The organism is Micromonospora sp. NPDC005710, from assembly GCF_040630995.1.
Lineage (GTDB): Bacteria > Actinomycetota > Actinomycetes > Mycobacteriales > Micromonosporaceae > Micromonospora.
This window is the reverse complement of record NZ_JBEXYP010000011.1, coordinates 20,034-43,525: the sequence shown is the minus strand read 5'-3', so window position 1 is coordinate 43,525 and position 23,492 is coordinate 20,034. Positions and strand designations below refer to the sequence as shown.

Here is a 23,492-nt window from a genome sequence, read left to right as displayed (position 1 = left end):
CGTGACCGTAGCGGCCACACCGGCATCCTCGCCCGCCACCGCGGGCGAGCAATCCGGCGTACGCCTGGCGCGGTCGCGCCGCAACGCCGAACTGTCCCTGCTGCTGCTCGCGATGGTGCTGGTGGCCGCGTACGGGGCGACCGTCGAGGCGAACCTGCTGGACACGGTCACCCCGGACTTCTGGATGCCGGCCGCCGCGCTCGGCGCCGTCTTCCTCGGGCTGCATTTGGTCATCCGCTTCCTGGCCCCGTTCGCCGATCCGGCTCTGCTGCCGGCGGTGGCCCTGCTCAACGGGCTCGGCGTGGGCTTCCTCCGCCGGATCGACCTGGGTGACGCCCCGGTGACCGAGCGGGAGAGCCTGGCCGTCTTCGCGGGGCAGGGCGGGCGGCAGTTGGCCTGGACGCTCGGCGCGGTGATCCTCGCCGCCGCCCTGCTCGCCATCATGCGCGACCACCGGTCGATCTCGCGGTACGCGTACACCCTGGGGTTGGCCGGCATCGTGCTGGTGATGATCCCGGCGGTGCTGCCGTCGAGCATCTCCGAGATCAACGGCGCGAAGCTGTGGATCCGGGTGGGCAGTTTCTCCATCCAGCCGGGTGAGTTCGCCAAGCTGGCGCTGCTCGTCTTCTTCGCCTACTACCTGGTGCGCAAGCGTGAGGTGCTGTCGCTGGCCAGCCGGCGTTTCCTCGGCATCGACTTCCCGCGTGGCCGGGACCTCGGCCCGGTGGTCGGCGTCTGGCTGATCAGTGTCCTGGTGCTGGTGTTCGAGAAGGACCTGGGCACCTCGCTGCTCTACTTCGGCATGTTCGTGGTGACGCTGTACATCGCCACCGAACGGGTCAGTTGGCTGCTCATCGGTCTGGTCCTCTTCTTCGGTGGCGCGTACCTCGCCTACGTCCTCGGTTCCACTGTCGGCGGGCCGTTCGCCAACTTCTACCTGCGGGCGGAGATCTGGCTCGACCCGTTCGCCGACCCGACGAACAAGGGCTACCAACTGGTGCAGGGCCTGTTGGCCCTGGGCACTGGTGGGCTCTTCGGTGCCGGGCCGGGCGGCGGTCAGCCGGAGATCCTGCCCGAGGTGCAGAACGACTTCATCTTCGCCGGCATCGGTGAGGAGATCGGTCTCTTCGGCCTCTCCGCGCTGCTCGTCGTCTACCTGCTCATCGTCGAGCGCGGGCTGCGCGCCGCGCTCGCGGTCCGGGACTCGTTCGGCAAGCTGCTCGCCGGCGGCCTCGCGTTCACCCTCGGCCTCCAGGTCTTCGTGATCGTCGGCGGGATCAGCAAGCTCATCCCACTCACCGGTCAGACCACCCCGTTCCTGTCCGCCGGTGGGTCGTCGCTGATGGCCAACTGGCTGCTCATCGCGGTGCTGCTGCGGGTCTCCGACGGCGCGCGCCGACCGGTGACCGGAGGGGGCGGCGGCAAGGCGGCCCGTCCCAGCGGTGGCCCGCCCGAGCAGTTGCACGGTGCTCCCACGGAGGTGATCAAGCCGTGAACGCACCCCTGCGCCGTGTCGGCGTCGTCGTCATGGTCCTGTTCGGTCTGCTCTTCGCCAACCTCAACTGGATTCAGGCCTACAAGGCCGACGAATACCGCACCAGCGACTACAACGGTCGGGTCCAGGTCGCCGAGTACGACCGCAAGCGCGGCAACATCGAGGCCGGCGGCACGGCCCTTGCCACCAGCAAGGAAACCAGCGGCAACCTGAAGTTCCTGCGCACCTACCCCAGCGGTGCCAAGTACGCCCACGTGCTCGGCTACAAGCCGGTGAACCTGGCCGACCAGGGCATCGAGCGGGTGGAGAACGACTTCCTGGCCGGCACCAGCGACCAGCTGATCGGCGACCGGTTGAAGGACATGTTCACCGGCGACGACACCGGCGGCGGCAACGTTCTGCTCACGCTCTCGAAGCGGGCCCAGGACACGGCGTACGAGCAGCTGCGCAACAACGAGGTGGGCGCGAAGCGGGGCGCGGCGATCGCCATCGACCCGCGTACCGGCGCGATCCAGGCGCTGGTCTCCATGCCGAGCTTCGACCCGAACCCGCTGGCCAGCCACGACAGCAACGTGGCCGCGGCGGCGTACAACAAACTGGAACAGGACCCGGACGGCCCGCTGAAGAACCGCGCGCTCTCCGAGACGCTGCCCCCGGGCTCCACCTTCAAGGTCGTGGTGGCCGCGGCGGCGCTGGAGAACGGCATCACCAAGAGCACCCAGATCCCGGCCGGCCCCAGCTACACCGCACCCACCTCGGGCACCCCGATCCGCAACGCCGCACCGTCGATCTGCCCGGAACGGCAGGTCAGCCTGCTGGAGGCGGTCACCGAGTCGTGCAACACCGGCTTCGCCCAGCTCGGCGTGCGACTCGGCGCGGACACCGTCAAGGAGAAGGCCCGGCAGTTCGGCTTCGAGCAGGAGGACCTGACCGTCGGGCAGCTCGGCGAGGACGGTCTGCGTACCGAGGCGAGCCGGACCGGCGACATGCAGAACCCGGACGGCAGCACCGACCCGGCCGCGCTGGCCCAGTCGTCGATCGGCCAGAACAACGTCCGGATGACGCCGCTCGAAGGTGCCATGATCGCCGGATCGATCGCCAACAACGGCAGCCAGATGCGGCCGTACCTCGTGCGGCAACTGCTCGCCCCGGACCGGACCACCAGCTACTACACCGCCAAGGCGCGGGAGCTGCGCCAGCCCGTCCAGCCGCAGGTCGCCAGCGACCTGCGCGACATGATGGTCAGCGTGGTCCGGAACGGCACCGGGGGGAAGGCCGCGATCAACGGCTACACGGTCGGCGGCAAGACCGGCACCGCCCAGTCCGCTCCCGACCGGCCCGACCACGGCTGGTTCATCGGCTTCGCCCTCGACAAGAACGGCAACCCGGTCTCCGCGGTCTGCGTCGTGCTGGAGCAGGCCGGCTCCGGAGGCAGCAGCGAGGCCGCCCGGATCGCCGGTCAGATCATGCGGGCCGCCATCACCGACCCAGGGGGTCGCTGACATGCTCAGCCCCGGTGTGCAGCTCGGCAACCGCTACCGTCTCGACGAGCGGATCGCCAGCGGTGGCATGGGGGACGTCTGGCGCGGCACCGACCAGGTGCTCGGCCGGACGGTAGCGGTGAAGAGTCTCCTCCCCGCCCTGCTCGACGACCCGGACTTCGGCGAGCGGTTCCGCGGCGAGGCCCGCACCATGGCCACCATCAACCATCCCGGTGTGGTGGACGTCTACGACTTCGGCAACGACCAGCAGATCGCCTTCCTGGTCATGGAGTACGTCGAGGGTGACGCCCTGTCGTCCACGTTGAGCCGGGTCGGCCGACTCACCCCCGCCCGGACGATGGCCCTCGTCGCGCAGGCCGCCGACGCGCTGCACGCCGCCCACGAGAAGGGCATCGTGCACCGCGACGTGAAGCCGGGCAACCTGCTCGTCCGGCCGAACGGCACGCTGGTGCTCACCGACTTCGGTATCGCCCGCTCCGACATGGTCGGCCAGCTCACCGCCGCCGGTTCGGTGCTCGGCACCGCCTCGTACATCTCGCCCGAGCAGGCCACCGGTGGTGTGGCCACCCCGGCGTCCGACGTGTACGCCCTCGGCGTGGTCGCCTACCAGTGCCTTGCCGGTCGGCGACCGTTCGAGGGTGAAAACCCACTCGACATCGCGATGCGGCACGTCCGGGAGACGCCCCGGCCGCTGCCGGCCGACATCCCGCCGCAGGTGCGCGCCCTGGTGGAACGGGCGTTGGCCAAGGACCCGGCCGCCCGTTGGCCGAGCGCCGCGGCCCTCGCCGGGGTTGCCCGTCAACTCAAGGCCACGCTGTCCCAGCAGGCCCGGGCCGCCGGCAACTCCGGGCCGGTCTCCGCGGCGCCCGCCTCACCCGCCGCGCCCGGCCGGGCCCAGGTGCCGCAGGCGCACCAGATGCGTCCGCCGACCGCCCGACCGCCGGCGGCTGTGCAACGCCCGACCGCTGTCGTGCCCGCCCAGCAGCCACGCCCCACCGCCGTCGCGCCGGCCGTCCAGGCCGCCCGACCGGCTGGCCCGCCGAACGGCTACCCGCGCGGCGCGGCTGCGGTGCCGTCCGGGCCGCCCCGGCAGGAGCATCAGCCGGCGTACGCCCGACCGGCAAGCCCGGTCGCACCCTCGCCCCAACCGCAGCGGTCCCGGCCCGGAATGGTGCTTCTCGCCATCCTGCTGGCCGTGCTGGTCCTGCTCTGCTCGGGCGTGATTTCCTACAACCTCCGGAAGCAGTCGCAGGCCGGCGGACCCGTTGGGCTGACGCCGCGCACCGTGGCGTCCGGCGCGCTAGGACTCGACCGGCGCGACGATCCGACCCGGACGCCGTACCGTCGAGAGGTACGACTCCAGCCGGGCAACGGCGGGACGACGACGAGCGAAGGACGACAGACGCGATGACAGCGCAGGCCCGCCTGCTCGGTGGCAGGTACCAGGTCGGCGAACTGCTCGGCTATGGCGGCATGGCCGAGGTGCACCGTGGTCGCGACCTCCGGCTCGGTCGGGACGTCGCGATCAAGATGCTCCGCACCGACCTCGCCCGGGACGCGACGTTCCAGATGCGGTTCCGTCGGGAGGCGCAGAACGCCGCCTCGCTCAACCACCCGGCGATCGTTGCGGTCTACGACACCGGCGAGGAGACCGCGCCGACAGGTGAGACGCTGCCGTTCATCGTCATGGAGTTCGTGAACGGGCGGACCTTGAAGGAGGTCCTCGGCGCGGAGGGGCGACTGCAACCGCGCCGTGCGCTGGAGATCTGCGCCGACACGTGCGCCGCCCTGGAGTTCAGCCACCGGCACGGCATCATCCACCGGGACATCAAGCCCGGCAACGTGATGCTCACCCAGACCGGCCAGGTCAAGGTGATGGACTTCGGCATCGCCCGAGCGTTGGCCAGCGGTGCGACCACCATGACGCAGACCAGCGCCGTCATCGGCACTGCTCAGTATCTATCTCCCGAGCAGGCCCGCGGCGAGGCCGTCGACGCGCGCTCCGACGTGTACGCGGCCGGCTGCGTGCTCTTCGAGTTGGTCTGCGGGCACCCGCCGTTCGTCGGGGACAGCCCGGTGAGCGTCGCCTACCAGCACGTACGGGAGACTCCGCCGACGCCGAGCGACATCAACCCGGACGTCACCCCGGCCGTCGACGCGATAGTGCTGAAGGCGCTGTCCAAGAACCCGCTCAACCGCTACCAGAGCGCTGGCGAGATGCGGGCCGACCTGCTCCGCGCCGCCGCCGGCCGGCCCGTGCTGGCCACCCCGGTGCTGCGCGAGTCGGAGACGGTGGCGATGGCCCCGGCCGGCGGTGGGGGCGGCTATGCGGCTTCCGGCCGTGGGCCGCAGACCGGGCAGATTCCCGCTCGCGTCGGCGACCCGCGTCAGCGCAAGGCGTCGTCCTTGCTGATCGCGATGTTCAGCGCGGTCGGTGTGCTGGCGGTGATCGCCCTGGTCGCCGCCCTGCTCTGGAGCCAGCAGAATGACCGGGACCTGAAGTCGGTGCCCACCCTCACCGGCAAGAACCAGACCGCCGCGGTCACCGAGATCAGCAACCTCGGGTTCAAGCCGCAGGTGGGCGAGCCGCTCCTGGCGAACGACTGCACCAAGGGCACCGTTGCCAAGCAGACTCCTGACCCGGGCACCAAGCTGAAGCCGGCAGACACGGTGACCATCCAGATCTGCGACGGCAAGCCGCCGGTGAAGATCCCACCCGGTCTGGTCAACTCCCAGATCGAGAACGTGAAGCCCCAACTTGAGGACCTTGGGTTGCGGGTCGAGGAGAAGCCGGTCGACAACCCCGCGCAGAAGGGGATCGTCGTCAAGCTGACTCCAGCGTCGGGGACGACAGTCGCGCAGGACAGCAAGGTGGTCGTCGAGGTCTCCCGGGGCAACGTCAACAAGGTGCCCAACGTGGTCAACTCCACCAGGGACGAGGCTGTTCAGGAACTCAGCGAGGCGGGTTACAAGGTCTCGGTCAAGGACGGAAGGGAAGTGCCGGCCGATCAGGCCGGTCGGGTCCAGAAGCAGAACCCGCCAGGTGGCAGTGAACTCGCCAAGGACAAGACGGTCACCATCGAGATCGGCATTCCCGAGCCGGAGACCGACCCGACGCCCACACCGACAGCCACGAACACGCCCACCGGCACGCCCACCACTCCTGGCACCGGGGGCGGCGTCGGCGGTCTGCCGTTCCCACCCCCGCCGGGCCGGCCTCAGGACTAGGGCCACCGGCCGGGCATCGGCATGACCAAGGCTGAGTCGGTGCCGGTCGGGGCGGTACGGCGGTGGCCTCGCCGCCTCCGCCGCGTGGCCCTCGCGGGCCTCGTGATGCTGGTGCTCGCCAGCACCCCGTGGCTGTGGACGACGTCCGCCGCACGCGGCCACGTGTACGCCGCCGCCGACGCGCCTACCGCCGACGTGGTGATCGTGCTCGGCACCGAGGTGGCGGCCGACCGGCAGCGGCCTGGTGACCGTCTCGCCGGCCGCCTGGACACCGCAGCCGAGCTGGTGACCAGCGGGCGGGCCACTGTCGTCCTGGTGTCGGGCGACGGCGGTGGGGAGTCCGGCGACGAACCGGCGGTGATGACGACGTACCTCTCCGAGCGCGGTGTCGACAGGCGTCGGGTGGTGGCCGACCCGTTCGGTCTGGACACCTACGACAGTTGCGCGCGAGCCCGCGAGGTGTACGGCGTCCAGCGGGCCCTCATCGTCACCCAGTCCTACCACCTGTCCCGGGCCGTGACGCTGTGCCGGCATCTCGGCCTGGACGTCGACGGGGTGACCGCCCGCTGCGACGGCTGTGGCGCCGCACTGCTCGCCGAGAAGTCGGTTCGGGACTACTTCGCCAGTGGCAAGGCGGCCTGGGACGCCGTGCGTGACCGACCCCCAGCGGTACGGTCGCCAGCGGACCCCGCCGTCCAGAACGCGCTGCGGGGCTGACCCGGCCCGCCACCGGCTCCCTGCTGCCCTGACGTCCGACCGGTCAGGCGGTGGCGAAGGCCGCGCGACGCCGAGCGTCGACCTCGGCGGCCAGCGCGGGCGCGCGCTTCAGCGCCTCCGGGTGACCGCAACTCGCCAACCAGTTGGCGAGCATCAGGTGACCGCCCTCGGTGAGCACCGACTCCGGGTGGAACTGGACGCCCTCGATGGGCAGCGTCCGGTGCCGCATCGCCATCACCACGCCCGAGCCGGTCCAGCCGGTGACCTCCAGCTCGTCGGGGAGCGTCTCGGGCAGCACGGCGAGCGAGTGGTACCTGGTGGCGGTGAACGGGTCGGGCAGGCCAGCGAGGACGCCCACCGAGTTGTGGCGTACCTCAGAGGTCTTTCCGTGCAGCAGCTCCGGAGCGCGCGTCACTGTCGCCCCGAACGCCTCACCGATGGCCTGGTGGCCGAGGCAGACACCGAAGATCGGCAGTTTGCCGGCGTACTCCCGGATGACGTCCAGGCAGATGCCGGCGCGGTCCGGGCTGCCCGGACCGGGCGACAGCAGGATGCCGTCCGCGCCGACATTGCCCACCTCGGCGACGTCGATCTCGTCGTTGCGGCGGACCTCGCAGTCCACGCCGAGTTGGCCCAGATACTGCACCAGGTTGAAGACGAAGGAGTCGTAGTTGTCGATCACCAGGACGCGCATTGTCACCTGCTCGGGGAGGGAGGCGCGGGGTTGTTCTGGTCGGTGTCGTACGGCAGTTCGTGCTCGTCGCCGGACGGGGTCTCGCCGGTCACCTGATCGCCCCCGCCACCAGTTTCGGCGGGTACGCCGGATTCGACCTGCACGTCGTCGAAGGGCAGCAGGGGCTCGGCCCACGGGAAGGCGACATACCAGAGCAGGGCCACTGTGGCAGCCACCAGCAGCACCGAGCCGGTCAACTTTCCGAGCAGGCCGAACGGCAGCTTGCGCCAGATGAACGCGTACATCGGGTCAGCCTCCCAGCTCCGCCGGGCGGCCCGCGGACTTGGGTTGGGTGCGGTCCAGTTCGGCGTGGATGATCAGCCGCTGGTAGTTGTCAAACTTCGGGTTGCACGTGGTGAGGGTGAGCATCCGCTTGGTCGCCTTCTTGTCCGGCTCGCCGGGCACCGGTGCCACCACCTCGACCTGGGTAGGCCGGACGATCCGGGTCTGCGACACCCGGTAGACGTACCAGTCGGTCTTGCTCTCGACCACGATCGGGTCACCCTCGTCCAACTCGTCGAGTCGCCAGAAGGTGGCCCGGTTGCGGTGGCCGGCGACGGAGAAGTTGCCCACCTGACCGGGGAGCGCGCTGGTCGGGTAGTGGCCGGGGGCGAACCGGATGTCGTCCTGGGTGACCCCCTCGACGACCACCCAGTTCTTGTCGAGCTTGGGGATGTACAGGCCCGCGAGGGGCTTGCCGCGTACCGGCGGGGAGGGTTTGACGCTCGGGCCCACCGACGGGGCGACAGTCGGGTCGTCGGTCGGACCCCACTCCCGGGCCAACTGGTTGTTGAGGTCGTTCTGGTGGGCGTCGACGATCGCCGACTTGCCCCATACCTCGTAACCGGCGAAGAGCAGGACCACCAGGCCGAAGGTGATCAGAACCTCGCCGGTAACCCGGACGCCGGTGCGCAGGCGCGAGCCGAACGACGGGCGGGTGAGTTCGGAGTAGACGCTCCGGTAGCCCTCGCCGGTCTGCTCCGGACGGAGTTGGACCACCCGCTCGCCGCGCCGGGGTTGGGGAGGGTCGGCCGGGTGTGCGCCGGTCGGCTCGTCGGGGACCGCCGTGCGGGGGACGGCACCCATCAGCGCTGTCGAGTCCATCGTCAGTGGCCTGGTGGCGGGTGTGGCGGGCACGGCCGGAATCAGCGCGGTGGCGGCCGGATCCGCTCCAGCACTCGGTGGGACCCGGCTCGGCCCGGTCGACACGAAGCCTTCCGGCCCGGACGCCGCACGTTCGCTGGTGACCGGCGAACCGGTGGGTCGGGCGGGCCGGGCGGTGACCTGCGGAATGTACGCGGTCGGTGAGTCGGCCAGCGGAGGCGTCGAAGGGCCGGCGGAGACCGGCCGGCTGGGGTCACCGGCGGTCGACGGTCGGGTCGGCACCCCGCCCGGCGAGGCCGGGCCCGACGGGTCGCCGGCGGTGAACGGTCGGGTCGGCACCCCGCCCGGCGCGGTCGGTCGGGTCGGGGCCGCACCCGGCGGGTTGCCGGCGGTCGGCGGTCGGGTCGGGGCGGCGCTCGGCGCGATCGGTCGGGTGGACGCGGCGCTGGGCGCGGGGGGTCGGGTCGGGGCGTTGCCGGGGGCAGCGGGCCGAACCGGGCCCTGGTTGGTGGCGGCCGGCCCGCCGGGGGTGGCCGTGGGGGGAACCCCGGCACCGCCCTGGGGGCCCTGCCCGGCAGCGGCGGCACCCGGCCAGGGTGGCGGGGCCTCGACTCCCGGTCGGCCCGGGGTCCCGGGCGGCTCGGGTCGATTGCCGCTCGGCTGGTCGGCTCGCGGGGGGTGCAGCACCGGCTCGGGCCAGTTGCCGGCCGGGGACGGTCGGCTCGGGGCCGCCTCGGGCCTGTCGAACTTGGGCAGGAAGGCGGTCGGCTCGTCGTTCTGGTCCCGGTGTCGCCCGTCGCGACGCTCGTCCGGCCCGCTCACCTGGGCACCGTCGCCGAACGCAGGGCGGTGGAATCCTCGAATGCGGGAACCCGCACGGTGGAGGCCGTCTCTTTGTAGCCGAGCTGGTAGTCGTCGACCGCGTCCTTGAACAACCGGACTCCCTCAGAGCTGGCGAGGGCCTGCTGGAGGGCAGCGGGATCGCCGATTGCCACGATCTTGAACGGTGGGGAGTACACCCGGCCATGGAGTAGCAGGGTGTTACCGACGCAGCGTACCGCGCTGGTGCTGAGCACGCGGACGTTCATGATTGACATGGCCTCGGCGCCGCCGGCCCAGAGCGCGTTGACCACCGCCTGCACGTCCCCCTGATGCACCACCAGGTCGTCGTTGCTGGCGTCCGACTGGGTCTGTTCGAGTTGTGGGGCGTCGTTCAGTTCGACGGTGACCCCGGGGCCGCCCAGGGCCGTGAAGCCGGCGTTCTGGAGGCTGCCCTGGGCGCGATTCTGCTGATTTTTGATCGGGGCGTCCGAGCCGGCGAGCGTGTCGGTCCGCTGTTCGACCTCGCCGCGCAGGGTGGCGGCGCGCCGTTCGCTGGCGGCCACCTGCTCGCGTCGGTCCTCGATGAGCTGGTTGAGCTGGGGTCGCCGGTCCTCCCGGAGCGCGGTGCCGCCCGCTGTGGTCGCCGTGGTGGTGAAGAGCAGACCGGCCGCCGCGGCGATCAGGGGCACCCCGATCGACCAGCCCGGACGGCGCTGACGCGGTCGCCGGGGCAGCAGCCCGGCGGCGGCCCGTCGGAGGACCTTCTGCCAGGAGGTTGCGCCGGATGTGTACTCCACCGAGCGTTCCTTCCGCGTGTCGGGGACCGGTCCGTGCCGGCCGGGCCGGCATGGCGAACAGTCCCGCCTCTTTCGGTCACTCCGTGCACCTGCCTGACCCCATTCGTGGTCCGGGCGGGCAATCGGGACTACGCTAGCTCTCGAACATTATTGGCCATGGACCGTCGCCCCCGCGCCCGGTTGTCAGGCCGGACGAGGTCGTCACCCCTCTGGAGAGCGCCGTGCCCAAGTCTCAGGTCCGTAAGAAGAAGGTGTACACCCCGCCGACGGACGTTCGTCCGACGACGACGGCGTCGTCGCGCAAGCCTAGCCCGGTGTGGTTGCCGGTCACCGCGGTCGCCTTGATCGTCGTCGGGATCGGCTGGTTGGTGCTCTACTACCTGTCCGAGCAGGAGTACCCGGTCATGGCGTGGGGTTACTGGAACCTCGCCGTCGGCTTCGGTGCGATGGTCGCCTCGCTGGCGTTGCTCTCCCGCTGGCGCTGATCGACGCCGACCGTCGCGTCGGCGGTCTCACGTCACCCGTCGAGCCCCTGCCCAGCAGGATCGGGCGGGGGCCCCTATGGTGTGCGCAGGCAGCGCGGCCTACTGCGAGATGACTCACGTTACCGCTGGGTAACCTTCGCGTAGGCTGCACTGCATGACCGAGCAGAGCGAGGTCATCAGGCAGCAGACCGGGGAGGCCAACTCGATGGGCAGCGTCCAGATCGTCACCACGATCCTCGCGGCCGCCATCACCGCCGTGGCGGTGTGGCTTGCGGTGCGTGCGGTCCTGAAGATGGTGGCAGTCATCCGGCTCGGGCAACCAGCACCGGAGCGGTTCACCGACAAGGTCGCCCGAGCCCGGACGATGCTCGTGGAGACGGCCGGCCACACCCGGATGCTCAAGTGGGGCGTGGTGGGCGCCGCGCACTGGTTCGTGATGGTCGGCTTCGTCGTGCTGTCGCTGCTGGTGCTCGAGGCGTACTTCGAGGTCGTCACCCCGACCGGCGGGCTGCCGATCATCGGGCACTGGACCATCTTCGGGTTGGCCACCGAGGTCATCACCGTGCTGGGCCTGATCGGCATCGTGGTGCTGATGGTGATCCGACTGCGCAACCGGCCGAACCGGCCCGGCGGGCGGTCCCGGTTCACCGGCTCGACCATGTGGCAGGGCTACTTCGTCGAGTGGATCGTGCTGCTGGTCCTGATCTTCGGCCTGCTGATCCGTGGCTTCAAGGTCGCCACCGACCACTTCGAGTACCCGCTGTGGGCCACCCCGGTCAGCCACGCGGTGGGCGCGGCGCTGCCCGACTGGTCGGACGGCGCCAGCGTCGCCGCGCTGATCAAGATCGTCATCTCGATGACGTGGCTGATCGTCATCTCCCTGAACGTCACGATGGGCGTCGCCTGGCACCGCTTCCTGGCGTTCCCCAACATCTTCTTCAAGCGAGAGCCGGCCAAGCCGGCCGGCTCCGGTCTCGGCGCGCTGCGCCCGATGACCAGCCAGGGCAAGCCGCTCGACTTCGAGGAGGCCGACCCGGAGAAGGACCAGTTCGGCGTCGCCCACGTCGAGCAGTTCAGCTGGAAGGGCCTCCTGGACTTCAGCACCTGCACCGAGTGCGGTCGCTGCCAGTCGCAGTGCCCGGCCTGGAACACGGGCAAGCCGCTGTCGCCGAAGCTGCTGGTGCTGAGCCTGCGCGACCACGCGTACGCGAAGGCGCCCTACCTGCTGGCCGGTGGCGGCAAGGACCTGACCGGTGAGGAGAAGGCCACCCAGGCACAGCTCGCCCACCTGGACGTGCTGGCTCTCGCCGAGGCCGACAAGCCGTTGATCGGCACCGCCGAGGAGGGCGGTGTGATCGACCCGGACGTGCTCTGGTCCTGCACCACCTGCGGCGCCTGCGTCGAGCAGTGCCCGGTGGACATCGAACACGTCGACCACATCGTGGACATGCGCCGCTACCAGGTGCTCATCGAGTCGAGCTTCCCCTCCGAGGCCGGGGTGATGCTGCGCAACCTGGAGAACAAGGGCAACCCGTGGGGCGCCCCGCAGAACACCCGTGAGGACTGGACCAAGGGCCTGGACTTCGAGGTGCCCCGGGTCGGCGAGGTGGACGATTTCGAGTACCTGTTCTGGGTCGGCTGCGCCGGCGCGTTCGAGGACCGGGCCAAGAAGACCACCCGCGCGGTGGCCACGCTGCTCAACGAGGCGGGCGTGACGTTCGCGATCCTGGGCGAGGGTGAGACCTGCTCCGGCGACCCGGCGCGCCGGATCGGCAACGAGTTCGTCTTCCAGATGCTGGCCCAGCAGAACGTGGAGACGCTCAACGAGGCGTTCGAGGGCCGGGACAAGACGAAGCGCAAGATCGTCGCGACCTGTCCGCACTGCTTCAACACCCTGGGCAACGAGTACGGCCAGCTCGGCGGCGAGTTCGAGGTGGTCCACCACACCCAGCTGCTCGCGCACCTGGTCGCCACCGGCAAGCTCACGCCGGTGCAGCCGGTCGACGGTGGTGTCACCTACCACGACCCCTGCTACCTGGGTCGGCACAACCGGGTCTTCGCGGCTCCCCGGGAGGTCCTCGGCGACGCCATCGCGGGCGACCTGACCGAGATGCCGCGCAACAGTGAGCGTTCCTTCTGCTGCGGTGCCGGCGGTGCCCGGATGTGGATGGAAGAGAAGATCGGCAAGCGGATCAATGTGGACCGGGTCGAGGAGGCCATGGCCACCGGGGCGAAGACGGTGGCCGTCGGCTGCCCGTTCTGCTCGACGATGCTCAACGACGGGGTCAACGGCAAGGGCGCCGGCGAACAGGTCGAGGTGATCGACGTGGCGAGCGTGCTGCTCCGTTCGGTGAAGCCCGAGCAGCCGCAGGGCGGCAGGGAAGCCGCTCCGATCGGCGGCTGAGACGCGTACCCCCCGGGCTTTCGCACATCGAGGGCGGCGGCCCTCAGCGGCCGCCGCCGTCGTGCAAGAATCTCGCCGAGGTGAGGAGACATCGACGGCCTGCTCTTGACGACGCTGTTACCCCTGGTCGGCTTCGTAGCCCTGACCGCGGGCAACGCGTTCTTCGTCGCGGCCGAGTTCGCCCTGGTCACTGTCGACCGGGCGGAGATCGACAGGCGGGCCGCCGCAGGTGACCAGGCCGCCCTGACGGTACGCGCCGCGGTGCGCGAACTCTCCTTCCAGCTCTCCGGGGCGCAGCTCGGCATCACCATCACGGCGCTGCTCACCGGTTACCTGGCCGAGCCGGCCCTGGCTCGCCTCTTCGCCCCGGTGTTGCGCCCGCTGGCCGGGGAGAGCACCGAGCGGCTCAGTCCGTTCGTCGCGTTGGCGCTGGCCACGCTGATCTCCATGCTCTTCGGCGAGCTGGTGCCCAAGAACGCGGCGCTGGCTCGACCCATGCCGGCGGCGCTGGCCACGGCCGGCCCGATGCACACCTTCTCCCGGACGTTCGGCTGGGTGATCAGGGGGTTGAACGGCTCGGCGAACCGACTGGTCCGGGCGCTCGGCGTCGAGCCGCAGGAGGAGTTGGCCAGTGCACGCTCGCCGGAGGAACTGGGCCTGCTGGCGGGCATCTCGGCGCGGGCCGGCGCGCTGCCCAGTGACACCGCGATGCTGCTGCGTCGCACCATCCGCTTCGGCGACAAGCGGGCCGCCGAGGCGATGACCCCCCGGGTGGACGTGGTCGCGCTGCGCGTCACCGCCACCGTCGCCGAGCTGCTGGAGGAGTCGCGGCGGACCGGGCGCACCCGCTTCCCCGTGTACGAGGAAACCCTGGACCTGGTGACCGGCGTGGCCGCCGTGCCCGACGCGTTGGGCGTGCCGCTGGCCCACCGGGCGTCGACGACTGTCGGCTCGGTGGCCCGCGAACCGGTGTACGTGCCGGAGAGCCTGAATCTGGACGGTGTCCTGGCCGCGCTGAAGGCGGCCGGGGCCGACCTGGCGATCGTGGTCGACGAGTACGGCGGCACGGACGGCGTGGTGACGGTCGAGGACCTCGTCGAGGAGCTGGTCGGCGAGATCGCCGACGAGTTCGACCCGGCGAGCGTGGACGACGACGGATCGTTCGAGCTGACAGTGCCGGGCGGCGAACGCACAGTGCTCGTCGACGGGGTGCTCCGCTCCGACGAGGTGGCCGAGCAGACCGGCTTCCGGCTGCCCGAGGGGCCGTACGAGACGTTGGCCGGGTTCCTGATGGCGCAGCTCGGGCACATCCCGCTCGCCGGCGAGACGGTCGAGACGGACGGCTGGGAGTTCACAGTGGTCGAGGTGGAGCGGCACCGGATCGAGCAGGTCCGGGTGCTGCGCCCGGCGGATCCGGACGACGATGACTGAGCTGCTGGTGACGGTGTTCCTGCTGCTCGGCAACGGGTTCTTCGTGGGCAGCGAGTTCGCGCTCATCGCGTCCCGCCGGACGGTGATCGAGCCGCTGGCCGCCGGGTCGAAACGCGCCCGCTGGGCGTTGTCGGCGATGAACCAGATTCCGTTGATGATCGCCGGCGCGCAGCTCGGCATCACGGTCTGCTCGCTGGGTCTGGGCGCGATCGCCGAGCCGGCGTTGGCTCACCTGCTGGAGCCGCCGTTCCACGCTGTTGGTCTGCCGGAGCGGGCGGTGCATCCGGTGGCGTTCGTGTTGGCGCTGGGTGTGGTGGTCTTTCTGCACACGGTCGTCGGTGAAATGGTGCCGAAGAACATCACGCTGGCCGGGCCGGAGGTCTCCGCGCTCTGGCTCGGTCCGGCGATGCTGGCGTTCTGTGTGGCCACCAAACCGTTGTTGCTGGCGATGAAATGGGCGGCCCGACGAGTGCTCGGGTTCTGGCGAATTGAGGCTTCCGAGGCGGTGAAGACGGTGTTCACCGCCGAGGAGTTGGCCGGGTTGGTGTCCCAGGCGCGGACCGAGGGACTGCTCGACGCGGAGCAGCACGCGCGGATCACCGGCGCGCTGGCCCTGCACGCCCGGACGGCGGCGGACGCGCTGCAACCGTGGTCGACGGTGGTGACGGTGGCGGAAGACGTCTCACCGGCGTCCCTGGAGGTGCTGGCGACCCGGACCGGCCGGTCCCGGTTCCCGGTGGTGCAGCGTTCGACCCGTCGGGTGCTCGGCTTTGTGCACGTCAAGGACGTGCTCGGGTACGCCGGGCAGGGCCGCCGGTCGCCGGTGCCGGCCGACGTGTACCGGCCGCTGGCGGTGGTGCCGCCGGAGCGTACGTTGGCCGACCTGTTGCTTGCCATGCGTCGCGAACGGCGGCACATGGTGCTGGTCAGCGACGGGCGACGGCCGCTCGGTGTGGTCACTCTCGATGATGTATTGACCGCAATCGTTGGTTGATGGACCAATACCCTTGGTGTGCAAGCGGTTGCACGACAGTGATGGTTACTGCGCTCACCTTGATTACCGCTCCGAGCTTCCCTAATGTGGGGCACCGACCGCTGTGGGTCGTCTGCCTCGGCCCTTTCCGCACGCGAGGCGCCCGGCGGTCGGTTGCAAAGGAGTCGGTGCCGGTGGCAACCATGCCCCCTCATCGTCACGACCTGAGTGCGTCTGCTCGCTCCAGTGGCCTGCGGCGCGCCGCCCACCGGGTGCTGGTCCTGGTCGCTGCCGCGGCGGTCGGTGCCGGTCTGTTGACCGCGCCGGCGCATGCCGCGCCCACGGTCGACGAGATCGAGGCGCAGATCGACAAGAAGTGGGAGCAGTTGGAGCCCACCATCGAGCAGTACAACAAGGTTCGGGCGCAGTTGAAGGTCAACCGGCAGAAGTCGGCGAACCTGCAGAAGAAGATCGAGCCGTTGGCGCTGCAGAGCGAGCTGGCGCTCAACCGGGTCGGCGACCTCGCCTCCCGCTACTACATCTCCGGCCCGTCGCACGACATCGGCGCACTGCTGGTGAGCGCCAAGCCGGACACGCTCACCGAGCAGCTCACGATCCTCGACCGGCTCGCTTCGCAGGAGCGCAAAGAGGTCGAGGGTGTGCTGGCCGTGCGGGCCAAGTACGACGGCGAGAAGCAGAAGCTGGACGCGCTCATCGTCACCCAGACCAAGCAGCAGAACGATCTGGCGGCGAAGAAGAAGCAGATCGACGCGGAGATCAAGCAGCTCGAGGCGTCGATGCCCAAGACCACAGTGGTGACCGCGGCCTGCCCGACCATCAACGGGGTGGTGAGCGCGGCGGCCCGCACCGCGATCAAGACCGCCTGCGGCAAGGTCGGCAAGCCGTACGTCTGGGGTGCCACCGGCCCGAACTCGTTCGACTGCTCGGGGCTGACCCAGTTCGCCTACAAGGCGGCCGGCATCTACCTCACCCATCACACGGGTGACCAGTGGAACGAGGGCAAGGCCGTCTCGCGGGCCGACGCTCGCCCCGGTGACCTGGTCTTCTTCTTCTCCGGCCTGAGTCACGTCGGGTTGTACCTCGGCAACAACCAGATGGTGCACGCACCACGTGCCGGCAAACCGGTGCAGGTGTCGAGCATCACCACGATGCCCATCGCCGGTTTCCGCAGACCCGGCTGATCCACCTCGCGCGACACGACGGCCCCCGGTCACCGACCGGGGGCCGTCGTGGTTCTCAGCGGGGCGCGCCCACCGGCGACGGCAACAGCTGCACGTCGGCGAGGTCGACGTACATGATCCGGTGGCCGAACTGGATCTGCGCGTACCGGTTCTTGCCGCGGATCACCGTCCAGTCGCCGGGCGAGGAGCCGTCGAACGTGCTGGCCCGGTAGTACTCGCCGGCCAGTACCGCGCCGACGGCGTACCGCTGCCCGGCGGCCAGGGTGTACTGCAGCGGCGAGATCGCCTGGTAGGGCACCCCGTCCGGGTACGCCGCCTGCTCCGGGTACGCCCGCCCGTAGACCGGGATGGTGGTTCGGCCGGGTTTCGGCGTGGCCACCACACCCACTGTCCAACTGGCTGTCGGCGCGGACGCCGGGTTGTGGAACCAGGCCCGCTGCCCGAGGTACCAGATCGCCGTCCAGTCGCCCTGCCGCCCGGCGAGGGCGTACGTCTGCCCGGCGGATGCCCGGGCCCCTTGGTCGGACACGGCCATCGTGTTCGGGGTGCCGTCCGGGCGCAGCGCGACGTCGTTGACGAGCGGCGCGTCCGCGGCCGGTGCGCTCCGCAGCACCACCGCCGAGGAGCCGCGCGGCGCGCAGGGCACGCCCGCTGTGACGCAGCCGGTGAACGCCGGTTGGTTGGTGGCGTAGTCCGGGTCGATCCGGACCAGCCCGGTGGCCGGGGTGCCGGTGTCCAGGCGGGGCGCGTGCAGCAGGTCGAAGTAGTGCGTCCAGTCCCAGTACGGGCCCGGATCCCAGTGCATTCCCCGCACCGTCGAGGCGACGGTGCCGGGGACGTTGTCGTGGCCGATGATGTGCTGGCGGTCCAGTGGAATGCCCAGCCGCAGCGCCAGGTGCCGGACCAGCTTCGCCGAGGTCCGGTACATCGCCTCGGTGTACCAGGTCCCCTGCGCGGCGAAGCCCTCGTGTTCCAGCCCGATCGACTTCGCGTTGACGTACCAGTTGCCGGCGTGCCAACCGACGTCTTTGGTCTTCACGTGCTGGGCGATGTGCCCGTCGACCGAGCGCAGCGAATAGTGCCAGCTCACGTAGGTCGGGTCCTGGACGAGTTTGAGGGTCGTCGCCCAACTCGCCTCGGTGTCGTGGATGACTATGTACTCGATCTTCTGCCGCGCGGGTCGGTCGGAGAGGTCGTGGTTGCCGTAGTCCCCGTCACCGAACGCCTCGTAGGGCGCCGGGATCCACTCGCAGGAGATGGTGAGCGGGCACTCCACCCCGTCCGGGCGGGCCAGCCGGCGCAGGCCCAGCCGGTCCAACCAGGAACGCTCGGGCCGCACCGACTGGGCCGGCAGGCTGACCCGCTGGCCATCGTCGGTCGTCCGGGACTGGCCCGCGCCGATGGTGGTGAAGACCTCGTCGGCGAAGGCCGCCGCGGCGTCGGCGCTGTCCGCGCCCGAGTAACGGGCCACCGCGCCGTACCAGGCCGCCGGGTCGGTGCCGGTGCCGACCGGCGCACCCAGATCCCTCTGGTACGCGCTCAGCAGCGCGGCGCCGCCCCGGATGTTGAGGCCCGCGTCGGTGCGCAGTGCCTCGGCGGTGACACCGGTCAGTGCGGCGGCGGCGTCCACGGTCTGCAACGCGGCGGTGGACGGGGCGGGCGCCTCGACCGGCTGCGGCGCGGGCACCAGGGCGGGCCGGGAGTCGTCCCCGCGGGGGTCCTCGGCCCCGGAGTCGTGGTGACCCCCCGCCGGAAGCGCGGCCACGTGCCGCGCGTCGGTCAGGTGCATCGGGCCGTAGCCGCCACTGGTGCTCGGTGTGCCGGCGTTGGTGTCCCAGCGCGACTCCAGGTAGGAGACGCCGAGCAGTACGACGCTCGGTACGCCGTAGTCGCCAGCCGCGGCGGCGTACTGCTGCTGGCGGTCGGTGCTGGGCGCGGCGGCGGCCGGGCCGACGGAGAGTGGCACAGTGGTCGAGGCGGCGACGACGGTGGCGACGAGCAGTGCCCGCCAGCCGGTCGACAGGGTTGGATGGTGCATCGAACCCCCTAGATTCTTGCGGAGTGAGTTCAGGTCACCATCGCGCCGTCCGGGAGGTCGCGTCAATACCTTTCCATCTATCGAAGCCTGTGGAAAGAATTCTTCACACACTGTCGGTGACCTCGCCCGATCGGTACGGAGTGTCACCGCCACACGGGTTGCGGATCGGTAACAGGCGTCTCTACTCTGGTCATTCGTCGGCCCGACATCAGCTCCGCCCAGCCCGGGCGGTAACGGACCGACACCGCCGAGTCGTTTCCGAGCGAACCGGGGACCCAGGTCCCTCGGGGTGAATCCGCAGCCACTGCGGTAGGGCGCCGACTTCCCGCCCGAACCCGTCAGCTAACCCGGTAGGCGGTCAGGAAGAAGGAGTACGGAACCCCGGTGGCACTCCATGCCCCGCGGCCGTCGTCCGAGCGGTCGGCATCAGCCGCTCCGGCGTCGACAGTGCCGCGCCCACGCTGGTCCCGCTTCACCACCGCACTCGCCGCGCTGGCCGGCATCGCCGTCGTCCTGACCGGCAGCGCCACGGCGGCCCACGCCGACCCTTCCGTCGCCGAGATCGAGCGCCAGATCGACGCCGACTGGAACAAGCTCGAACCGATCATCGAACGGCACAACGCCACCCGCACCGACCTCGCCGCGAAGCGCAAGCAGGCCGACGCGCTGGCCGCCCGGATCACCCCGCTGGAGCGTCAGGTCGACGCCGCGATGGACAAGGTCAGCGCCCTGGCGGTACGCGCCTACAAGGGCGAGAACGTCTCCACTGTCAACGCGGTGCTGGGCAGTCGGTCGCCCAGCGAGGTCGTCGGCCAGCTCGAAATGCTCGACCGCTTCGCGCACAACCAGCAGAAGGACGTACGCGAGGTCGCCGACCTCCGTGACCAGCTGGCTGCGCAGAAGGCGCCGCTGGACGAGATGGTGGCGCAACTGACCCGCACCGAAACTCAGCTCGCGGCGAAGAAGAAGCAGATCAACGAAGAGATCGACCGCCTGCAGAAGCTGCGCCTCAAGGTGTACGGCAACGGCGGCGGTGGTCCACTGCGTCCGGCACCCTGCCCGGGCAGCTACCCCGGCGGCGCCGCGGGCACCGCTGTCAAGTTCGCCTGCGCGCAGATCGGCAAGCCCTACGTCTGGGGTGCCGAGGGCCCGAACTCGTACGACTGCTCCGGCCTGATGCTGGCCGCCTGGGCGAAGGCCGGCGTGTCGCTGCCGCACAACGCCGCCGCGCAGAGCCGCGTCACCAAGAACGTCAGCAGGGGAGACCTGCGCCCCGGCGACCTGGTCTTCTACTACAGCGACATCCACCACGTCGGTATGTACGTCGGCGGCGGCTGGGTGGTGCACGCATCGCAGGCCGGTCAACCGGTCAAGATGAAGAAGGTCGACGACGGCCCGATCCACAGCTACGGCCGCCCAGGCTGACCCCGGGTGACCGAGGGGCCCGTCGCGATCACGTTCGCGGCGGGCCCTCGTCGTCCTGGTCTCAGCGGGGTCGGTCTCAGCGGCTCGGTCTCAGGGGGGTGGGTCTCAGCGGGTGGGCCAGGTGCGCCAGTGCTGCCAGGCGCGGCTGGGCGTCGGCCCCCGCTGGCCCTGGTAGCGCGAGCCGTAGACCACCGAGCCGTACGGGTGCTCGGCCGGCGAGGAGAGCCGGAAGATGCACAGCTGCCCGATCTTCATGCCCGGCCAGAGCGTGATCGGCAGGTTCGCCACGTTCGAGAGCTCCAGCGTCACGTGACCGGAGAAGCCCGGGTCGATGAAACCGGCGGTGGAGTGCGTGAGCAACCCGAGTCGGCCCAGGGAGCTCTTGCCCTCCAGCCGGCCGGCGAGCTGGTCACCGAGCGAGATGACCTCCAGCGTCGAGGCGAGCACGAACTCCCCCGGGTGCAGGACGAACGGCTCGCCATCGGGGACCTCGACCACCGACGTCAGGTCGTCCTGCTGCATCGCGGGGTCGATGTGGGTGTAGAGGTGGTTGTTGAAGACCCGGAACAGCCGATCGAGCCGGACGTCGATGCTGGACGGTTGCACCAGGGTGGGCTCGAACGGCTCCAGGCCCAGCGTGCCGGCCTTGATCTCGGAGACCAGGTCGCGGTCGGAGAGCAGCATCGGACCACCATAGCCGCGCCGCCAAAAGTGGCCGGATTCGGTGCTGGTGACCAGCGCGTCGAGGTCGCTGCTCGTACATTTGTTCGATAGAATGCCCGCATGGCTTCCTGGTCCGAATTCGCCGCCGACGAGCCCCGACTCGCCGACGGGATCCGCGTTCTCCTCCAGCAGTACGGGCCGGGCTTCGGCTATCTGGCCACGGTCCGTGCCGACGGCGGGCCCCGCGTCCATCCGGTCTCCCCGGTCATCACCCCCGCGGGGCTGTTCTGCTTCATCATCGACTCGCCCAAGCGCCGCGACCTCGAACGTGACGGCCGTTACGCGCTGCACTCGTTCCCGGCGGAGGAGAGCGACGACGAGGCGTACGTGGCGGGTCACGCCCGCCCGGTGACCGATCCGGTCCAGGTGGCGCTCCTGGCGCAGAGCGCCCGGGCCGAGCCGCAGGTCGACTGGCTGCTGTTCGAGTTCACCGTCGACGTGGCGATGCTCACCCGCCGCGAGCAGCACATCGCGGGCATTCCGGGCCTACCGCCGGGTCGCCCGGCCGTTCGGGTCTGGCTCGACCCAAACGCCCAGGCGGCGGTGGCCGCCCCACTGGCCGTCCCGCAGGCTCGCCCGACCCTCATCAGCCGTGACGTCCAGTGCACGGCTGCCTGACCACGGCCGCCGGCCCACCGGCGCCGGCGCCGTCCTAACGGAGCCCGCTCGCCGGCCCGGCATGATCCACTCGATTTCCAGGATGTCGCGGGGTTCCGGCCCTCCGGATGCCCCGACTTGCAGGAAACCGAGTGGATCAGCCCGGCGGAGCGGTACGCGGACACCTGCGGCCGGCGGGGGGACCTGAGTGCAGAGGCTCGACGACTCGGGTACAGTGGTGCCGCTTGCGGGTGTAGTTCAATGGCAGAACATCAGCTTCCCAAGCTGACAGTGCGGGTTCGATTCCCGTCACCCGCTCCACTGCGAAGGCCCTGACCAGGATGTGAATCCTGGTCAGGGCCTTCGATGTTGTCGGACCATGAGCGCGATCATCGACCGGGCCACACCTTCACGCCGCGGACGCTTCGAATCGCTCACCCGGCGCCTGTGGTGTGGCGCCCAGCGGCAACTCGCAGACCGTACGCCAGGGGCTGACGTCAGGCGTTCCGGCGATGAGCCGGACCGTGTTGATGGCCGTGCTGATCGGCAGGTGCGCGGAGATGGTTTCCGCGGCGTGGCTCAGCACGGGTTTGGTGGCGTCGTGACCGACGGTCAGGTGCGGCACCACGTCGCTGTGCGCCCCGGCGTACGGCGGTGTTTCGGGAAACTGCTGCCACACCGCCGATGTGAGGTCCCGGAACGGGCGGTCTGGCTGCGGAGCGAGCCAGACGACCGTGTCACCGAACCAACCGACGTGCGTCAGTGCGACGTCGAACCGCGGTATTCCGGCAATGGTCTCGCGCAGCACCGTCAGGACCCGCTCGTCGATCTGCTGCGGGGGCAGGAACGGGTAGAGGACTGTCACGTGCGCGGGTACGCCCCAACCGGCGGCCCGGTCGAGCGATGCCCGGAACCGGCCCACCGACTCTTCGGCCTCGGGTATCGGCACGATGAGCGCCGTCTGTGTCGGTTCCATCCCCGCAGTCTGCAACCGCGGTCGGTGCCGGTCCACCGGATTCACTGGCCTGCCACAGGCGGGCCGGCAGCAACCACGACATTGGGCGGCGGGGTGTCAGACGGCGCGGTGGGCAGGCAGCCGGTCGTCAGTCTCGGGACCGCATCCGTGCGGCCAGGAAGGACGGCCTTTCGGCGAGGCGGCCGTACGCGTCCTCATCGACCTCGCGGAGTTCGGTGCCCGGCCGTGGCTCGACGAGCTTCTCGAGAGTGAATCCGGCGTCCAGGAGTTCGTCGAGGAAGGTTTCCAGCGTCATCCGCTGGAAGTGGAGGGCGCCCGGCCCGTGCGGCAGGTCGACCCAGGACTCGTCGTAGTAGGAGCCGCCGAAGTGTCGCCAGTCAGCCGTCGGATGGGTGGTCGAGATGACGAGCCAACCGGCGGGACGGAGCACTCGACGCATCTCGGCGAGCAACTGTCGGCGGTTCGTCAGATGGTTGATGACCAGCGCGCAGAGGACCCCGTCGAACGACGCGTCGGCGGCGAAGTGCAGTGGCTGCTCCAGGTCGTGCAGGCGCAACTGCGCCCGAGCGGCACGTGCGTGCGCATGGCGGAGCAGTGTGGCGCTTACGTCGATGCCGGTCACCCGGGCACCTCGCGCCAACAGTTCGGCCGCATAGTGGCCGGCACCGCAACCGACATCGAGGATGTCCGTACCGGCGACGTCACCAGCGAGCGCCAGCATCGCAGGCCGATCGGTGTACGCGTTGTAGGGGCTCGTGGTGGCGTTCTGGGCGAAGAAGTCGCCGAGTTCGTCGTGGTACCCGGTCCCGGTCGGCATGTGAGCACGATCCCGACCGCTCC

Annotated in this window: 20 protein-coding genes, 1 tRNA gene and 1 riboswitch; of the genes, 13 read left to right on the top strand and 8 right to left on the bottom strand. The window is 70.3% G+C overall.

Annotated features, from left to right (window positions below; translation table 11 throughout):
* Nucleotide 1: 1 nt before the first annotated feature.
* Genes ABZ406_RS16785 through ABZ406_RS16765 form a run of 5 tightly spaced genes read left to right on the top strand, consistent with a single transcriptional unit; the run spans nucleotide 2 to nucleotide 6,942 of the window.
* Nucleotides 2–1,495, top strand: a complete 1,494-nt coding sequence (locus ABZ406_RS16785; protein WP_357761882.1) for an FtsW/RodA/SpoVE family cell cycle protein — start codon at nucleotides 2–4, stop codon at nucleotides 1,493–1,495.
* A complete protein-coding gene (locus ABZ406_RS16780) occupies nucleotides 1,492–2,997 on the top strand; it encodes a penicillin-binding protein 2 (protein ID WP_357761879.1) in 1,506 nt (501 codons plus the stop codon). Before ABZ406_RS16785 ends, ABZ406_RS16780 begins: the two co-directional genes overlap by 4 nt.
* A 1-nt stretch (nucleotide 2,998) precedes the next feature.
* Nucleotides 2,999–4,408 carry a protein kinase gene (locus tag ABZ406_RS16775; protein WP_357761875.1) on the top strand — a complete coding sequence of 470 codons (1,410 nt, stop codon included), beginning with the start codon at nucleotides 2,999–3,001 and terminating at the stop codon, nucleotides 4,406–4,408.
* Nucleotides 4,405–6,225, top strand: coding sequence for a Stk1 family PASTA domain-containing Ser/Thr kinase (gene pknB / locus ABZ406_RS16770; protein ID WP_357761872.1), 1,821 nt, complete (start codon nucleotides 4,405–4,407; stop codon nucleotides 6,223–6,225). The genes ABZ406_RS16775 and pknB overlap by 4 nt, the downstream gene beginning before the upstream one ends.
* A gap of 21 nt (nucleotides 6,226–6,246) precedes the next feature.
* The gene (locus ABZ406_RS16765) at nucleotides 6,247–6,942 is read left to right on the top strand and encodes an ElyC/SanA/YdcF family protein (protein ID WP_357761869.1); all 696 of its coding nucleotides are present in this window, start codon (nucleotides 6,247–6,249) and stop codon (nucleotides 6,940–6,942) included.
* 43 nt (nucleotides 6,943–6,985) lie between these two features.
* Here the strand turns inward: ABZ406_RS16765 and ABZ406_RS16760 are convergent, their stop codons facing one another.
* From ABZ406_RS16760 to ABZ406_RS16745, 4 genes are read right to left on the bottom strand one after another with little or no spacing between them, the layout of a single operon-like run.
* The gene (locus tag ABZ406_RS16760) at nucleotides 6,986–7,636 is read right to left on the bottom strand and encodes an aminodeoxychorismate/anthranilate synthase component II (protein ID WP_357761867.1); all 651 of its coding nucleotides are present in this window, start codon (nucleotides 7,634–7,636) and stop codon (nucleotides 6,986–6,988) included.
* Between the two features lie 2 nt (nucleotides 7,637–7,638).
* Complete coding sequence (locus ABZ406_RS16755; protein WP_357761864.1) at nucleotides 7,639–7,920, bottom strand: hypothetical protein; 282 nt, start codon at nucleotides 7,918–7,920, stop codon at nucleotides 7,639–7,641.
* Nucleotides 7,921–7,924: 4 nt separating this feature from the next.
* Nucleotides 7,925–9,601, bottom strand: a complete 1,677-nt coding sequence (locus tag ABZ406_RS16750; RefSeq protein ID WP_357761861.1) for a class E sortase — start codon at nucleotides 9,599–9,601, stop codon at nucleotides 7,925–7,927.
* Nucleotides 9,598–10,398, bottom strand: coding sequence for a DUF881 domain-containing protein (locus tag ABZ406_RS16745; RefSeq protein ID WP_357761858.1), 801 nt, complete (start codon nucleotides 10,396–10,398; stop codon nucleotides 9,598–9,600). Before ABZ406_RS16745 ends, ABZ406_RS16750 begins: the two co-directional genes overlap by 4 nt.
* 221 nt (nucleotides 10,399–10,619) lie before the next feature.
* Between ABZ406_RS16745 and ABZ406_RS16740 the strand changes: the two genes are divergently transcribed.
* The 5 genes from ABZ406_RS16740 to ABZ406_RS16720 all read left to right on the top strand — a co-directional run bounded on the left by ABZ406_RS16740 (nucleotide 10,620) and on the right by ABZ406_RS16720 (nucleotide 16,893).
* Nucleotides 10,620–10,883: a cell division protein CrgA gene (locus ABZ406_RS16740; RefSeq protein WP_030331997.1), complete on the top strand. Its 264-nt coding sequence runs from the start codon at nucleotides 10,620–10,622 to the stop codon at nucleotides 10,881–10,883.
* A gap of 205 nt (nucleotides 10,884–11,088) precedes the next feature.
* A complete protein-coding gene (locus ABZ406_RS16735) occupies nucleotides 11,089–13,287 on the top strand; it encodes a (Fe-S)-binding protein (RefSeq protein ID WP_357762296.1) in 2,199 nt (732 codons plus the stop codon).
* Nucleotides 13,288–13,392: 105 nt separating this feature from the next.
* Nucleotides 13,393–14,718 (top strand): hemolysin family protein, encoded by a 1,326-nt coding sequence (locus ABZ406_RS16730; RefSeq protein ID WP_357761855.1) that lies wholly within the window; start codon nucleotides 13,393–13,395, stop codon nucleotides 14,716–14,718.
* The gene (locus ABZ406_RS16725; protein ID WP_357761852.1) at nucleotides 14,711–15,712 is read left to right on the top strand and encodes a hemolysin family protein; all 1,002 of its coding nucleotides are present in this window, start codon (nucleotides 14,711–14,713) and stop codon (nucleotides 15,710–15,712) included. The genes ABZ406_RS16730 and ABZ406_RS16725 overlap by 8 nt, the downstream gene beginning before the upstream one ends.
* Before the next feature lie 167 nt (nucleotides 15,713–15,879).
* The gene (locus tag ABZ406_RS16720) at nucleotides 15,880–16,893 is read left to right on the top strand and encodes an NlpC/P60 family protein (protein WP_357761849.1); all 1,014 of its coding nucleotides are present in this window, start codon (nucleotides 15,880–15,882) and stop codon (nucleotides 16,891–16,893) included.
* A 55-nt stretch (nucleotides 16,894–16,948) separates the two neighbouring features.
* Here the strand turns inward: ABZ406_RS16720 and ABZ406_RS16715 are convergent, their stop codons facing one another.
* Nucleotides 16,949–18,931, bottom strand: a complete 1,983-nt coding sequence (locus ABZ406_RS16715) for an N-acetylmuramoyl-L-alanine amidase (protein ID WP_357761846.1) — start codon at nucleotides 18,929–18,931, stop codon at nucleotides 16,949–16,951.
* A gap of 235 nt (nucleotides 18,932–19,166) precedes the next feature.
* Nucleotides 19,167–19,302, top strand: a riboswitch (cyclic di-AMP (ydaO/yuaA leader).
* 13 nt (nucleotides 19,303–19,315) lie between these two features.
* Here ABZ406_RS16715 and ABZ406_RS16710 point away from each other — a divergent pair.
* Complete coding sequence (locus ABZ406_RS16710) at nucleotides 19,316–20,356, top strand: NlpC/P60 family protein (protein WP_357761843.1); 1,041 nt, start codon at nucleotides 19,316–19,318, stop codon at nucleotides 20,354–20,356.
* A 105-nt stretch (nucleotides 20,357–20,461) separates the two neighbouring features.
* On the opposite strand, the gene dcd is transcribed toward ABZ406_RS16710, so the two are convergent.
* Complete coding sequence (gene dcd / locus ABZ406_RS16705) at nucleotides 20,462–21,040, bottom strand: dCTP deaminase (protein ID WP_089018323.1); 579 nt, start codon at nucleotides 21,038–21,040, stop codon at nucleotides 20,462–20,464.
* 99 nt (nucleotides 21,041–21,139) lie between these two features.
* Here dcd and ABZ406_RS16700 point away from each other — a divergent pair, with 99 nt between their 5' ends.
* Together ABZ406_RS16700 and ABZ406_RS16695 are read left to right on the top strand one after the other, a co-directional pair.
* Nucleotides 21,140–21,697 (top strand): pyridoxamine 5'-phosphate oxidase family protein, encoded by a 558-nt coding sequence (locus ABZ406_RS16700; protein WP_357761839.1) that lies wholly within the window; start codon nucleotides 21,140–21,142, stop codon nucleotides 21,695–21,697.
* A gap of 226 nt (nucleotides 21,698–21,923) precedes the next feature.
* Nucleotides 21,924–21,997, top strand: a tRNA-Gly gene (locus ABZ406_RS16695).
* Nucleotides 21,998–22,085: 88 nt separating this feature from the next.
* On the opposite strand, the gene ABZ406_RS16690 is transcribed toward ABZ406_RS16695, so the two are convergent.
* Together ABZ406_RS16690 and ABZ406_RS16685 are read right to left on the bottom strand one after the other, a co-directional pair.
* Nucleotides 22,086–22,652: a 2'-5' RNA ligase family protein gene (locus ABZ406_RS16690; protein WP_357761836.1), complete on the bottom strand. Its 567-nt coding sequence runs from the start codon at nucleotides 22,650–22,652 to the stop codon at nucleotides 22,086–22,088.
* A gap of 127 nt (nucleotides 22,653–22,779) precedes the next feature.
* The gene (locus tag ABZ406_RS16685) at nucleotides 22,780–23,469 is read right to left on the bottom strand and encodes a methyltransferase domain-containing protein (protein WP_357761833.1); all 690 of its coding nucleotides are present in this window, start codon (nucleotides 23,467–23,469) and stop codon (nucleotides 22,780–22,782) included.
* Nucleotides 23,470–23,492 lie beyond the last annotated feature (23 nt).